Origin of the sequence: Mesorhizobium sp. SARCC-RB16n, assembly GCF_008520305.1 — a bacterium.
Lineage (GTDB): Bacteria > Pseudomonadota > Alphaproteobacteria > Rhizobiales > Rhizobiaceae > Mesorhizobium.
Genome location: NZ_ML703283.1, coordinates 82,793 through 96,476, shown reverse-complemented (window position 1 = coordinate 96,476; position 13,684 = coordinate 82,793). Strand labels below are relative to the sequence as shown.

Below are 13,684 nucleotides of genomic sequence, written 5' to 3'. Positions count from 1 at the left end.
TTACCGCACATCCACCCAGCGCTTCTCCTCGAAGGAGCGCGCCATGGCGTGCACGGTGCGCTCGATCTCCAGACCTTCCGCAAACTCGATGAGCCGGGCCGGCTTGCCGGCAAGCCGCGTCAGCAATTCATGGCATTCGATGATCTTGAGATCGTTGAAGCCGAGGCTGTGGCCAGGCGCCGGGACGAAAAGATCGTAGGGCTTGTGCTGCGGCGCCACCAGGATGGTGCGATAGCCCTGTTCGGTCGGCCGGTCCGATGTCAAATAGAGTTGGAATTCGTTCATTCGCTCCTGATCGAACAGGATCGATCCCTTGGAGCCGAAGATCTGGACCGCAATGCGGCCCTTGCGGCCCCAGGCCGAGCGGTTGACCAGCAGCGTGCCGGCAACCCCGCTTTCCAGATGCATCAGCACGCTGGCGATGTCGTAGGTCTCGACCGCGCGGCGCCCGCCTGACGCCAGCTTGCGGTCGGCATAGGGCTTTGCCATGTCGCAGATGACGCTGGCGACGCGGCCGAACAGCGCCGTGACCAGCGACAGCGGATGCACGGCGAAATCGTCGAGCGCGCCATAACCGGAGGACGCCTCGTGCTTCCAGAAGAACAGCGCCTCCGGATCGGCCATGAAATCCTCGTCCATCTCGATGCGCAGATGGTTGACCTCGCCGATGATCTTCTCGTCGAGCAGCGCGCCGATATGGCGGATGGCTGGGCTCTGGATGTAATTGTAACCAAGCGCGGCAATCTTGCCTGATTTCTTGGCCGCGGCCGCCATCGCTTCGGCTTCGGCAAAGCTTGGCGCCATCGGCTTTTCGCACCACAGATGCTTGCCGGCCTGGAGGACGGCGATGGCCATTTCCGGATGAAACTGATTGGGCGTCGTCAGCGAGACGACATCCACTTCGGGGTCGTTGACGACGGCACGCCAGTCGCCGGACGCCTTGGCGAAGCCGAACTCGCCGGCCTTTCGCCTGGCGAGGTCCTCATTGACCTCGCCGAGATGGACGAGCCGCGGCTTGCCCGCGTCGGGGAAGACGGCACCGACGGCGCTCCACGCGATGGCGTGGCATTTGCCCATGAAGCCCGTGCCGATGAGACCAACGCCGACCATCTTTCGTTTCTCCGCTGCCATGAATGCTGTGTGGATGAATTAGTCCATTTCTTTCCGAAATGGAATGTCTGCCTCATTTTTTATGGCGTTCTTGCGCAGGCCCGCTATGATGGGGCAGAGAGAGCCTTCGGACAGGCCTGAACAGAGCGACGATGGACGAACAGGTACCTCGCGACTTCGAGACGCTGCGCGCCGCGATCCTGGATCGGCGCGAGAGCCTGCCCAAGCGCATCGCCCAGATCGCTGCCTATGCGCTCGACAATCCAGACGATATCGCCTTCGGCACCGCCGCCAGCATCGCCGCTTCGGCCGGTGTGCAGCCCTCGACGCTGATCCGCTTTGCCCAGCAACTCGGTTTCGACGGCTTCACCAGCCTGCAGCAGGTCTTCCGCGAGCGACTACGCGAGCGCAACTCGTCCTATGACGAGCGGCTGCAGGCGCTGCGCGCCAAGGCCGAGGGCGGCGCCGGCCACCGGGCGATCTTCGACGGCTTCATCGCCGCCGCCAGCACCTCGCTCAACGACATTTCCCGCACGCTGGACGACGCGCATCTGGAAGACGCGATTTCACTGCTGGCAAAGGCGCAGACCATCTATGTTTTGGCCAAGCGGCGCTCCTATCCGGTGGCTTCCTACATCGCCTATGCGCTCGGCAAGCTGAAGATCCGCAACCAGTTGATCGAATCGGCCGCCGGCCTGAATGCCGAGATGGTCGGCTTCGCCACACCGGCGGACGCCGTCATCGCCATCAGCTTCTCGCCCTACGCGCCGGCCACGATCGAGGAGGCGCGCGTCATTGCCGAACAGGGCGTGCCGATCGTCGCCATCACCGACAGCTCATTCTCACCGCTCGCCCAGTTCGCCAGTGTCTGGTTCGAGGTTGCCGAGGCGGATTTCGCCGGCTTCCGTTCGCTGTCGGCGACGATGGCGCTGGCCATGGCACTGACCGTCGGCGTCGGCGAGAAGCGGCGCGACGCGAGCCGCAAGCGCAAGGCCTGATCGAGCACCTCAAAAGGCACTTTAGATCGGGGAATGCTCATTCCATATTGACTATGGATTGGAATTATTATTTCATATTGCCGGCACCACGCCGCCGCTCGCGCGTGTTACCCAAACAATGTTGTCCATGACGACAAGGCCGACGGGAGGTTCCAATGAGCGAAGCCGTGGACGCAAGACATTCACCGCTCGATGTCATCACCATCGGTCGCGCTTCCGTCGACCTCTATGGCCAGCAGATCGGCTCGCGGCTGGAGGACATCACCTCCTTCGCCAAATCGGTCGGCGGCTGCCCGGCCAACATTTCGGTCGGCACGGCGCGGCTCGGCCTGCGCTCGGCGCTGCTGACGCGGGTCGGCGACGAGCAGATGGGCCGCTTCATCCGCGAGCAGTTGAAGCGCGAGGGCGTCAATGTCGACGGTCTGAAGACCGACAAGGAACGGCTGACCGCGCTGGTTCTGCTCTCCGTCGAGAGCGAAGGCGTTTCGCCGATGATCTTCTACCGCTCCGACTGTGCCGACATGGCGCTGGCCGAAGAGGACATCGACGAGGCGTTCATTGCCTCGGCCCGCGCGATCGTCGTCACCGGCACGCATTTTTCCCGCCCCAACAGCGACGCCGCCCAGCGCAAGGCGATCCGCATCATGAAGGCCAGGGGCGGCAAGGTTGTCTTCGACATCGACTACCGGCCGAACCTGTGGGGTCTCGCCGGCCACGCCGAAGGTTTCGAGCGCTATGTCAAGTCGGACCGGGTCTCGGCCCAGTTGAAGACAGTGCTGCCCGATTGCGACCTCATCGTCGGCACCGAGGAAGAGATCATGATCGCGTCCGGCGCCGACGACTGCCTGAATGCCCTGAAGACGATCCGAGCGCTGTCGTCGGCGACCATTGTCTTGAAACGCGGCGCCATGGGCTGCATCGTCTATGACGGGCAAATCAGCGACGATCTCGAGGACGGCATCGTCGGCGAGGGGTTCCCGATCGAGATCTACAATGTGCTGGGCGCCGGCGATGCCTTCATGTCCGGCCTGCTGCGCGGCTGGCTCGGCGGCGAAGACCATGCAACCGCGGCGACCTGGGCCAATGCCTGCGGCGCCTTCGCGGTGTCGCGGCTCTTGTGCGCGCCGGAATATCCGACCTTCGAGGAGCTGCAATTCTTCCTCAAGAACGGCAGCAAGCACCGCGCGCTGCGCAAGGACGAGGCGATCAACCACATCCATTGGGCGACCACCCGCCGGCGCGACATCCCTTCGCTGATGGCGCTCGCCTGCGACCACCGTGTGCAGCTCGAGGATGTGGCGGCCAAGGCCGGCGCCGATCCGGCGCGCATCCGCGATTTCAAGGTCCTCGCGGTCAAGGCGGCGGCCAGGGTCGCCGCCGGCCGCGACGGCTATGGCATGCTGATCGACGAGAAACATGGCCGCGAGGCGATGTTCGAATTCGCCCGGCATTCCTTCGCCTGGCTCGGCCGGCCGGTGGAACTGCCGGGTTCGCGGCCGCTGCGCTTCGAATTCTCGCAGGACATCGGCTCGCAGCTCACCGAATGGCCGGTCGATCACTGTATCAAGTGCCTGTGCTTCTACCATCCCGACGATCCGGCTGATCTCAAGGAAGAACAGCAGCAGAAGCTCAAGAGCCTCTACGAAGCCGCGCGCAAGGTTGGCCGGGAATTGCTGGTCGAGATCATCGCCGGCAAGAACGGCAAGCTCGACGACACCACCATCCCGCGCGCCTTGGAAGAACTCTATGCGCTCGGCATCAAGCCGGATTGGTGGAAGCTGGAACCGCAGGCGTCGAGCGGCGCCTGGGCCAAAATCGAGGCGGTGATCCTGAAACACGACCCTTGGTGCCGGGGCGTCGTGCTGCTTGGGCTGGAGGCGCCGCAGGACGAGCTGGAGGCCGCCTTTGCCGCCACCGCCAAGGCGCCCATCGTCAAGGGCTTTGCCGTCGGCCGCACAATCTTCGTCCACGCGGCTGAACAATGGCTGGCCGGCAGGATGTCGGATGACGAGGCTGTCGCCGACATGGCGTCGCGCTTCGAAAAGCTGACCGAAGCGTGGCTTGCCGCGCGCGGCCGCAAGGCGGCATAACAAGGCGCGGCACAAACAGGCGGCATAGGGACTGCGGAGGAAAAGACGATGAGCAAGACAATCCGCCTGACGATGGCGCAGGCGCTGACCCGCTTCCTGTCCCGCCAGATGACCGAGATCGACGGCAAAAAAGTGCCGATTTTTGGTGGCATCTGGGCGATCTTCGGGCACGGCAATGTCGCGGGGATCGGCGAGGCACTCTATCAGGTGCGCGACGAACTGCCGACTTTCCGCGCCCACAACGAGCAGGCAATGGCGCATGCGGCGATCGCCTTTGCCAAGGCCAATTTCCGTCGCCGGTTCATGGCGGCGACATCTTCGATCGGACCCGGCGCGCTGAACATGGTGACGGCGGCGGCCCTTGCCCACGTAAACAGGTTGCCCGTCCTGTTTTTGCCAGGCGATGTCTTCGCCAACCGCATTCCCGATCCGGTGCTGCAGCAGGCCGAGGATTTTTCCGACGGCACGGCGACGGTCAATGACTGCTTCCGGCCGGTATCACGCTATTTCGACCGTATCACGCGGCCGGAACAGATCATCCCGGCGCTCAATCGCGCCATGCAGGTGCTGACCGATCCGGCCGAATGCGGACCGGTGACTTTGTCGCTCTGCCAGGATGTGCAGGCTGAGGCTTATGACTATCCCGAAAGCTTCTTTGCCGAACGGCTCTGGACGCCACGCCGGACACGTCCAGATCGCCGGGAACTGGCGGCGGCGGTCACCGCGCTCAAGGGCGCGAAGAAACCGCTGATCATCGCCGGCGGCGGCGTGCTTTATTCGCAGGCTTCCGATGAACTGGCCAAATTCGCGCAAAGCTTCGGCATTCCGGTCTGCGAGACGCAGGGCGGCAAATCCTCGCTGCCGGACGATCACCCGCTCAACATGGCGGCGGTCGGCGTCACCGGCACCTCGGCCGCCAACCGGCTGGCGGAGGAAGCCGATGTCGTGCTTGCCGTCGGTACGCGTCTGCAGGATTTCACCACCGGCTCGTGGGCGCTGTTCAAGAACTCCGGCAAGACCATCATCGGGCTCAACGTGCAGCCCTTCGACGCCGGCAAGCACTGGGCACTGCCGCTCGTCGCGGACGCGGCCGAAGCGCTCGCCGAACTCGGTGCCGCGCTGCAAGGCTGGAAGGCGCCAGCCGCCTGGACCGACAATGCAGCCACCGGCAAGAAGGCCTGGCAGGCCGATGCGGCCAAGGTGACGGCATCGACCAATGCCGCTTACCCCTCGGATGCGCAGGTGATCGGTGCGGTACAACGCGCCATGGGTTCCGGCGTGACCTTGCTGCATGCGGCAGGCGGCCTGCCGGGCGAACTGCACAAGCTCTGGCAAGCGGGCGCGCCCGGCTCCTACCACGCCGAATACGGCTTCTCGACCATGGGTTACGAAATCGCCGGCGGGCTCGGCACCAAGATGGCCAAGCCCGACAAGGAGGTCGTCGTCATGATCGGCGACGGCTCCTATTTGATGCTGAATTCCGAGATTGCCACCTCGGTGATGCTCGGTCTGAAACTGACCATCGTACTGCTCGACAACAGGGGTTTTGGCTGCATCAACCGGCTGCAGATGGCGACCGGTGGCGCGAACTTCAACAATCTCCTGAAGGACTCGCGCCACGAGATCCTGCCCGACATCGACTTCGCCGCGCATGCGGCGAGCATGGGGGCGATATCAGAGAAAGTGCCGTCGATCGCCGAACTGGAAAACGCGCTGCAGAAGGCCAAGAAGAACGACCGGACCACCGTGCTGGTCATCGACACCGATCCGCTTGTCTCGACCGAGGCCGGCGGTCACTGGTGGGATGTCGCGGTGCCGGAAGTGTCGGCGCGACGGGAAGTCAATACGGCGCGCAAGAAGTACGAGGACGCGTTGCTGGAGCGGCAGTGACCGCTTTCGCGACCCAAATGATTTGAACCGGAGTGACGACTTGAAAGCCAAACTGGGCATGTCCCCCATTGCATGGTGGAACGACGATCTTGCCGAACTCAGCGATGACGTGTCGCTGGAGGAATGTCTGCGCCAATCGCGTTCGGCCGGCTTCACCGGCATGGAGATGGGCCGGCGCTTTCCCAACGACCCCGCCATCATGCTGCCGATCCTGAAGGCTGCCGACATGACCCTGTGCGGCGGCTGGTTTTCCGGCACGCTGGTCGACGAGGAGATGGCTGCCAACAAGGACCGTATCCAGCCGATGATCGACCTGTTCAAGGCGGTCGACGCGCCTTGCATCGTCTATGGCGAGGTCGGCCGCTCGATCCAGGGCGACCGCTCCAAGCCGCTCGCCACCAAGCCGAAGCTCACCGGTGACGAAATGAAGGCCTACGCGCGGCGCCTGACCGAATTCGGCGAATGGTGCGCCGGGCAAGGCATGCCGCTGTCCTATCACCATCACATGGCGGCGGTGGTCGAGACCGAGCCGGAACTCGATGCCTTCATGCGCCATTCCGGCGAAGGCATCCCTCTGCTGCTCGATGCGGGCCACCTGGCCTTTGCTGGCGGCGACGTGCTGCGCGCCATCGACAACCACCACAAACGCATCAGCCACGTCCATGTGAAGGACGTGCGCATGGATGTGATCGACAAGCTCGACCGTACGAAGCAGTCCTTCCTCGACGCCGTGGCGCTCGGCGCCTTCACCGTGCCAGGCGACGGCTCGCTCGATTTCGGCGCCATCGTGCAGCGCTTCGCCGATCACGGTTATGAAGGCTGGTTCGTAGTCGAGGCCGAACAGGACCCAAGGAAGAATCCGCCGTTAAAGATGGCGCAAGTCGGCCACAAGGAACTGATGCGGGTGATGACATCAGCCGGCTACACGGTGGAGACCCAAGGTTTTCCGAATGCCTGATGCGAGGGTTCCTCGCGAAGCAGCTTGCTGTAGATTGGATCGATGAAAGATTCCGAGCACCCGTTCTTCCGGCCGTTGTGGCGTCGTGTCGCCGTCGTCGCGGTCTGCGTCATCTGGTCGGTCATCGAGTTCGCCACCGGCACGCCGTTCTGGGGCGTCATCGCGCTCGGCTTCGCCGGCTACGGCGTCTGGCAGTTTTTTTATCTCTACAAGCCCGTGGAGGAGGCGAAGGCGACGCCTGAGGAACCCAAGGTCGGCGTCGAACCCAAGGAATGATGGAAGAAGTTCCAGTGGATTGGATATGTGCGCAACGGATCGCATACGTTGGTGATTGGCCGAAACGCTCCTCGCTTCGTCATCCTAGGGCGGAGCAAGGAGCGCAGCGACGCGGCGCAGACCCTAGGATCCATGCCGTTGGATTGAAGCGTTGCGACGGTGCAGAATTCCGCTCCGCTCCGCTGCGTCCTTCGACCGAGGTCACGGAATGGATCCTAGGGTCTCCGCGACGGAGCTTCGCTCCTGCTTCGCCCTAGGATGACGAAGTTGAGAGGGCGTCGGCCAATCTGAGGCGTCTGCGATGATCCTTTTGAACAACCGGTGAAATCGTCGGCTCGGACAAGCTGCAACTCGTCAAGCCACTGGAATAGGAGAGACAAAATGTCGAAACTGCTCGTCAAAGCCGACAAGGGCCATGGCCGCGTCGCCCATGTGACGCCGAAAAGCGCCGGCTGGACCTATGTCGGTTTCGACCTGCATCGGCTGAAGCCAGGCGAAAGCGCCTCGGGCAAGACGGACGGCCGCGAGGTTTGCCTGGTGTTCGTCACCGGCAAGGGTACGGCGAAAGCCGGCGGCAAGGATCTTGGCCTGCTCGGCGAACGCATGTCGCCCTTCCAGGGCAAGCCATGGTCCGTATACGTGCCGCAGGGATCGGACTGGTCGGTGACGGCGGATACCGAGCTGGAACTCGCCGTCTGTTCGGCGCCTGGCCTTGGCGGCGGCTTGCCGGTCCGGGTGATCGGACCGGACGATCTCGGCCAGGAGGTGCGCGGCAAGGGCACCAATACGCGCTACGTCACCAACATCCTGCCGGAAGGCCAGCCGGCCGACTCGTTGCTGGTGGTCGAGGTCATCACGCCCGGCGGCCACACGTCGAGCTACCCGCCGCACAAGCACGACCAGGACAACCTGCCCGCTGAATCCTATCTCGAGGAGACCTACTACCATCGCCTCAACCCGCCGCAGGGTTTTGCCTTCCAGCGCGTCTATACCGATGCCGGCAAGGATGGCCATCGCGCGCTGGACGAGGCCATGGCGATCGAGGACGGCGACGTGGTGCTGGTGCCCAAGGGTTATCACCCCTGCGCCGCCTGCCACGGCTATGACCTCTATTATCTCAATGTGATGGCCGGGCCGAAGCGGACGTGGAAATTCCACAACGCGCCCGAGCACGAATGGTTGATGAAGGCCTGATCGTTCTGCGTTTCCGGCTGAACTTATTGGTCCAGCTTGGAAAAATCGTCGGCTAACGACCCCGAGGGTCGATTTGCCTTCGAAAACCCTTCAAAGCTTCGTCAATCCGTCATGGAAATCACCTATGGCAGCGGGGCTAGTGCATGTCGCCCAAAAGTGCGTAGCGGTTTTGGGACGACGGACATGCACCAAACGAAGACTTAAAGCGCGTCGCACCATCGCTTCAAACGCGGCGCGCTTTAAAGAGGACTTCCCATGCGTTATGCCATTTATTTCACCCCCCGGCAGGACGAGCCGCTGGCGCGGATAGCCGCCAACTGGCTGGGCCGCGACCCGTTCGGTGGCGCGACCAGGCCGGTTGAGGCCGTTGCCGACCTGTCGGCGGCGGAAGTGGCTTTCCACACCGCTTCGGCGCGCCGCTACGGCTTCCATGCGACACTGAAAGCGCCTTTCCGCCTGGCCACCAACGAGACAGAAGCTTCGCTGCGCGCGACGCTCGATCACTTTGCCGAGGTGACGCCTGTCGTGACGATCCCGCGACTGGTCGTCAGCCAGATCGACAGCTTCTTCGCGCTGGTGCCGGAAGGTCCGCTGCCTCCGCTCAACCGCTTCGCCGACGATGTGGTACGCGATTTCGACCGGTTTCGCGCGCCCTTGAGCGAGGCCGAAATCGAGCGGCGCAGCCCGGATTCGCTGAAGCCGGCCGAGTTTCGCAATCTCTGCCAGTGGGGATATCCCTATGTTTTCGAGACCTTCCGCTTCCACATGACCCTGTCCGGCCGGGCCGGCCCACAGGAAAGCCCTCGCCTGCGCACGGCGATCGAAGGCCTTTTTGCCGATGTGTTGCGCCAGCCAATGCTGGTGGATGCGCTGACATTGTTTGTCGAACCCGAACCCGGTGCGCCGTTCATGGTGCTTTCCCAGCACGCGCTTGGCCGCCGCCCGGCCAGAAAAACCGCCTGACAGGCGCCGGAAGAAGCAAGGACTAGCCTAAATGACCGCCGAAACTGTTCTTTCCAACGCCCGCATCGTTCTTGCCGACGAGATCGTCGAAGGCTCACTGGTGCTGCGCGACGGCTTTATCGCCGGCATCGATGCCGGTGCTGCCCGAACCGGCGAGGACATGGGCGGCGACTTCATCATTCCAGGGCTGGTCGAACTCCATACCGACCATCTCGAGGGCCATTATGCGCCGCGGCCGAAAGTGCGCTGGAACCCCATCGCCGCCGTGCTTGCCCATGATGCCCAGGTGGCGACCGCCGGCATCACCACCGTGCTCGATGCCTTGCGCGTCGGCATGGACGAGGATGCCGACCTCACCTCGGACGACATCCGCAAGCTCGCCGACGCGATCGAGGACAGTGTCCAGCAGGATCGTCTGCGGGCCGACCATTTCATCCACCTGCGCTGCGAGGTCTCGGCACCGGATTGTCTGAGGGCCTTCGCCAATTTCGAGACCGATGATCGAGTCAAGCTGGTCTCGCTGATGGACCATGCGCCGGGCCAGCGCCAGTTCGTCAATCTTGAAACCTATGCCTACTACTACCAGCGCAAGCTGAAACTCTCGGATCAGGATTTCAGGAAATTCTGCGAGAAGCGGATGGGCGAATCGGCACGCAATTCCGGGCCGAACCGCGTCTTCATCGCCGCCGCCAGCCAGGAGCGCGGCATCGTGCTCGCCAGCCATGACGATGCCACGTCGGCCCATGTCGACGAGGCCATCGAGCAGGGCGTGCGGGTCGCCGAGTTCCCGACCACCGAGGAAGCGGCGCGTGCCTCGAAGGCCGCCGGTCTCGGCGTGCTGATGGGCGCACCCAATGTCATGCGCGGCGCCTCGCATTCGGGCAATGTTTCGGCCCGCACCTTGGCGAGTGACGGCCTGCTCGACATCCTGTCGTCCGACTACATCCCCTTCAGCCTGATCCAGTCGGCCTTCTTCCTCGGCGACATGGTCGAAGGCATTTCGCTGCCGCAGGCCGTCGCCATGGTTTCGAAGAACCCGGCGCAGGCCGTCGGCCTTGACGACCGCGGCGTCATCGAGCAGGGGCGCCGCGCCGATCTGGTGCGCGTGCGCGTCGACGATCATGTTCCGGTCGTGCGCACCGTCTGGCGGCAGGGACGCCGGGTGGCATGATGGTGTCGGCCTTGATCGAGCGCGAACTGTCCGCCGAAACCTTTCCGATCCGTCACGGCGTCTTTGTTGCTGTCGTGGGCCCCAGCGGTGCCGGCAAGGACACGGTGATCGGCTACGCCAAGGCGCTCTTCGCCGATGAGACGCAACTGGAGTTCGTGCGCCGCGTCATCACCAGGCCGAGCGATGCGGCGAGCGAGGATCACGACACGCTGGCCGACGCCGCCTTCGCCGAGGCCGATGCCGACGGCGCCTTCGCCATCTCCTGGGAAGCGCATGGCCTGCGCTATGGCCTGCCTGCCGATGTCGACTGGTCTGTTTCCAACGGACACGTTGTCGTGGCCAACGTGTCGCGCGCGATCATCCCCACTCTGCGCGAACGCTACGCCAATCTGGCGATCGTGGAGATCACAGCTTTGCCTGAGGTGCTGGCCGAGCGGCTGGCGATGCGCGGCCGCGAGTCACGCGGCGAAGTGCTGGCGCGGCTTGCGCGCAGCGCCAGTGTGACCTTGTCCGGCCCCGGCGTCACCTCGATCGACAACAGCGGCCCGCGCGAGGTGGCCGGCGAACGCTTCGCCGAGCTGCTGCGCAAGGCAATGGCCTTCTCCGACATGTCGGGTCTGATCTAGAGCATAGCTGAGCAAAAGGTCACGTCTTCCGGAGCGGACTCCACGCTGGGATTGGCTGACGCTTCCACATCACTTGTTGAAGTTCGTGATGAACTGCTTGAACTGCTGTGTGGGTGGCCTGGCGAACATTTCCTTTGGCTCTCCCAGTGAGTCGACCTCGCCCTTGTGAAGGAACATCACCTTGCTCGACACGTCGCGGGCAAAACCCATTTCATGTGTCACCACCAGCATGGTGCGCCCTTCTTCCGCGAGCGAGCGCATGACCCGCAGCACCTCGCCAACCAGTTCCGGATCAAGCGCGGATGTCGGCTCGTCAAACAGCATCACTTTGGGGTTCATCGCCAGGGCACGCGCTATGGCGGCGCGCTGCTGCTGGCCTCCCGACATGTGAGGCGGGTAATAGTTGCGGCGCTCCCATATCCCGACGCGCTTCAGCAATGCTTCCGCCTGCTCCAGGCATTCCGCGCGTGGGCGCTTCAGCACATGCACCGGCGCGGCGACGAGGTTCTCGAGCACGGTCATGTGCGACCAAAGATTGAAGCTCTGGAAAACCATGGCGAGGTCGGCGCGGATTCGTTCCACCTGGTGGATATCGGCAGGCGTTTGATGGCCGTCCCGGCTTTGTTTCATCCGAATGAGTTCGCCGTCCACCCTTACTTCGCCGGAGTCCGGGGTTTCCAGGAGATTGATGCAGCGTAGCAAGGTGCTTTTGCCGGAACCGGAGGAGCCGAGGATCGAGATGACATCGCCTTTGTGGGCTTCGAGCGAAATGCCCTTGAGCACCTCATGGTCGCCGAAACACTTGCGCATGTCCTTGACGCTGATGGCCGCCGTCGTGTCGAGGGACGGTTTTGCATTCGCGGCAGTGGCAAGACTTGCCGACATCACAACACCTCCGGGACGGGCTTGATTTGCTGGGACTGGCCAGGGGCGGGTCGCAGATGCGGCGAGAGCAGGTATTCGACCCAGGCAAACAGCCGGGCGATCGACAGGTTGAGGAGCAGGTAGATCACGCCGGCGCAGGTAAGCACCTCGATCGGCCGAAAAGTGTCGTGCTGGATTTTCTGCGCCGTTCCCATCATCTCCATGATCGTGACCACGGAAGCGAGCGCGGTAGCCTTCGTCATGAGAATGATTTCGGTCGAATAGGCCGGCAGCGCCAGCCGCAAGGCTATCGGCAGCGTGACGAGGCGGAAGCGGGTAAACGCCGGCATGCCGAAAGCCTTGGCCGCCTCGATCTGTCCGACCGGCACCGCCCGCAGCGAGCCGCGGAAAATCTCGCTGGAGTAGGCTGCGGTGTTGAGGGCCATAGCGACGATAGTGCAGTACATGGGATCTCGCAGGATCGGCCACAGGATCGGGCTGTGACGGATAAAATCGAACTGGGAGAGCCCGAAATAGATCAGATAGAGCTGCACCAGCAACGGCGACCCCCGAAACACGAAGACATAGGCCCGCGTAAAATACTCGCCCAATTTGTAGCCCGATGCCCGCAGCCAGGTCAGGCCGGTGGCAAGCACCAGGCCGATTGCGACCCCGAAGAACCAGATCTCGAGCGTCAGCGGTAGTGCTTTCAGCACGCTCCACATGGTCGAAAGATAGAAGTCAAAATCCACCGCGACCTCTCATTTCGGCCGTGTGAAGCTGCGTGACGTATAACGCTCGGCCTTGTCGAAGATCGGTGTCGAGACCGAGGTCATCACCAGGTAAAGGATGCCCGCGACCGTGTAGAAAAGCAACGAATGGTGCGTTGAGCGAGCGGCCTTGTTCGCGGTCAGCATCAACTCGGCGACGCCGGTGACCGAGATGAGAGCCGAATCCTTGATGGTCAGTTGCCACACATTGCCCAGCCCTGGCACCGCCAGGCGCAGGACCTGAGGCATGATCACAAGACGAAACCGCAGGAAGGTCGACATGCCATAGGCGCGGGCCGCCTCCAGTTCGCCGCGATGGATCGCCAGGAACGACCCGCGGAAAACCTCAGCCTGATACGCGCCCGAAATGATGCCGACCGCGAGAACACCGCCCAGGAAGCTCGGCATGTTCAAGATGTCCGTCGACCCTATCGATCCCGCGGACCTCGCCATGCCTGTCAGCACCTGCGTGCCGCCATAGTAGAAAAGGTAGATGACCAGAAGTTCCGGCTCGCCGCGGAACACGGTGGTGTAGCTCTCGCCGAGAAATCTCAACCCGCCACGATGCGAAAGCTTGGCCGCCGCCACCAGCGATCCCAGCACCGCGCCGATCACCATCGAGACCGTGGTCACCGCCAGGGTCCATCCGATACCCCAGAGCAATTGCACGCCCCAGCCGGCGGCCAAGAGGTCATAGGCCGTCGACAACTGTTCCAGCAGACTACCGAAAAACTCCACGTACGCCTCCTCCGGGCGCCGAGATATGCATTGACT

Annotated in this window: 13 protein-coding genes; 9 read left to right on the top strand and 4 right to left on the bottom strand. The window is 63.2% G+C overall.

What is annotated here, in order from left to right:
- Positions 1-1,110 (bottom strand): Gfo/Idh/MocA family protein, encoded by a 1,110-nt coding sequence (locus C7I87_RS26295; RefSeq protein ID WP_149906956.1) that lies wholly within the window; start codon positions 1,108-1,110, stop codon positions 1-3.
- Positions 1,111-1,262: 152 nt separating this feature from the next.
- Between C7I87_RS26295 and C7I87_RS26290 the strand changes: the two genes are divergently transcribed.
- From C7I87_RS26290 to phnN, 9 genes are all read left to right on the top strand, one after another.
- Positions 1,263-2,108 (top strand): MurR/RpiR family transcriptional regulator, encoded by an 846-nt coding sequence (locus C7I87_RS26290; RefSeq protein WP_149906955.1) that lies wholly within the window; start codon positions 1,263-1,265, stop codon positions 2,106-2,108.
- 155 nt (positions 2,109-2,263) lie between these two features.
- The gene (iolC, locus tag C7I87_RS26285) at positions 2,264-4,198 is read left to right on the top strand and encodes a bifunctional 5-dehydro-2-deoxygluconokinase/5-dehydro-2-deoxyphosphogluconate aldolase (protein WP_149906954.1); all 1,935 of its coding nucleotides are present in this window, start codon (positions 2,264-2,266) and stop codon (positions 4,196-4,198) included.
- Positions 4,199-4,246: 48 nt separating this feature from the next.
- Entirely contained in the window at positions 4,247-6,088 is a 1,842-nt protein-coding gene (gene iolD, locus C7I87_RS26280) for a 3D-(3,5/4)-trihydroxycyclohexane-1,2-dione acylhydrolase (decyclizing) (RefSeq protein WP_149906953.1), read from the top strand.
- A 40-nt stretch (positions 6,089-6,128) separates the two neighbouring features.
- Positions 6,129-7,046 (top strand): myo-inosose-2 dehydratase, encoded by a 918-nt coding sequence (gene iolE / locus C7I87_RS26275; RefSeq protein WP_149906952.1) that lies wholly within the window; start codon positions 6,129-6,131, stop codon positions 7,044-7,046.
- Between the two features lie 42 nt (positions 7,047-7,088).
- The gene (locus C7I87_RS26270) at positions 7,089-7,322 is read left to right on the top strand and encodes a DUF3329 domain-containing protein (protein WP_149906951.1); all 234 of its coding nucleotides are present in this window, start codon (positions 7,089-7,091) and stop codon (positions 7,320-7,322) included.
- A 381-nt stretch (positions 7,323-7,703) separates the two neighbouring features.
- Positions 7,704-8,516: a 5-deoxy-glucuronate isomerase gene (gene iolB, locus C7I87_RS26265; protein ID WP_149906950.1), complete on the top strand. Its 813-nt coding sequence runs from the start codon at positions 7,704-7,706 to the stop codon at positions 8,514-8,516.
- 255 nt (positions 8,517-8,771) lie between these two features.
- Positions 8,772-9,479, top strand: coding sequence for a DUF1045 domain-containing protein (locus C7I87_RS26260; protein WP_149906949.1), 708 nt, complete (start codon positions 8,772-8,774; stop codon positions 9,477-9,479).
- A gap of 31 nt (positions 9,480-9,510) precedes the next feature.
- Complete coding sequence (locus C7I87_RS26255) at positions 9,511-10,650, top strand: alpha-D-ribose 1-methylphosphonate 5-triphosphate diphosphatase (protein WP_149906948.1); 1,140 nt, start codon at positions 9,511-9,513, stop codon at positions 10,648-10,650.
- Positions 10,647-11,276, top strand: coding sequence for a phosphonate metabolism protein/1,5-bisphosphokinase (PRPP-forming) PhnN (gene phnN, locus C7I87_RS26250; RefSeq protein ID WP_188393999.1), 630 nt, complete (start codon positions 10,647-10,649; stop codon positions 11,274-11,276). The genes C7I87_RS26255 and phnN overlap by 4 nt, the downstream gene beginning before the upstream one ends.
- A gap of 69 nt (positions 11,277-11,345) precedes the next feature.
- Here phnN and C7I87_RS26245 read toward each other — a convergent pair whose 3' ends face one another.
- Genes C7I87_RS26245 through C7I87_RS26235 form a run of 3 tightly spaced genes read right to left on the bottom strand, consistent with a single transcriptional unit; the run spans position 11,346 to position 13,648 of the window.
- Positions 11,346-12,161 (bottom strand): ABC transporter ATP-binding protein, encoded by an 816-nt coding sequence (locus tag C7I87_RS26245; protein ID WP_149906947.1) that lies wholly within the window; start codon positions 12,159-12,161, stop codon positions 11,346-11,348.
- Positions 12,161-12,892: an ABC transporter permease gene (locus C7I87_RS26240; RefSeq protein ID WP_149906946.1), complete on the bottom strand. Its 732-nt coding sequence runs from the start codon at positions 12,890-12,892 to the stop codon at positions 12,161-12,163. Before C7I87_RS26240 ends, C7I87_RS26245 begins: the two co-directional genes overlap by 1 nt.
- A gap of 9 nt (positions 12,893-12,901) precedes the next feature.
- Entirely contained in the window at positions 12,902-13,648 is a 747-nt protein-coding gene (locus C7I87_RS26235; protein ID WP_246696412.1) for an ABC transporter permease, read from the bottom strand.
- Positions 13,649-13,684: the final 36 nt, after the last annotated feature.

What these genes read in the sequence shown, in the direction of transcription:
- C7I87_RS26295 (WP_149906956.1), bottom strand. Translation starts at nt 1,110, where the DNA reads ATGGTCGGCGTTGGTCTCATCGGCACGGGCTTCATGGGCAAATGCCAC.
- C7I87_RS26290 (WP_149906955.1), top strand. Translation starts at nt 1,263, where the DNA reads ATGGACGAACAGGTACCTCGCGACTTCGAGACGCTGCGCGCCGCGATC.
- iolC (WP_149906954.1), top strand. Translation starts at nt 2,264, where the DNA reads ATGAGCGAAGCCGTGGACGCAAGACATTCACCGCTCGATGTCATCACC.
- iolD (WP_149906953.1), top strand. Translation starts at nt 4,247, where the DNA reads ATGAGCAAGACAATCCGCCTGACGATGGCGCAGGCGCTGACCCGCTTC.
- C7I87_RS26270 (WP_149906951.1), top strand. Translation starts at nt 7,089, where the DNA reads ATGAAAGATTCCGAGCACCCGTTCTTCCGGCCGTTGTGGCGTCGTGTC.
- iolB (WP_149906950.1), top strand. Translation starts at nt 7,704, where the DNA reads ATGTCGAAACTGCTCGTCAAAGCCGACAAGGGCCATGGCCGCGTCGCC.
- C7I87_RS26260 (WP_149906949.1), top strand. Translation starts at nt 8,772, where the DNA reads ATGCGTTATGCCATTTATTTCACCCCCCGGCAGGACGAGCCGCTGGCG.
- C7I87_RS26255 (WP_149906948.1), top strand. Translation starts at nt 9,511, where the DNA reads ATGACCGCCGAAACTGTTCTTTCCAACGCCCGCATCGTTCTTGCCGAC.
- phnN (WP_188393999.1), top strand. Translation starts at nt 10,647, where the DNA reads ATGATGGTGTCGGCCTTGATCGAGCGCGAACTGTCCGCCGAAACCTTT.
- C7I87_RS26245 (WP_149906947.1), bottom strand. Translation starts at nt 12,161, where the DNA reads ATGTCGGCAAGTCTTGCCACTGCCGCGAATGCAAAACCGTCCCTCGAC.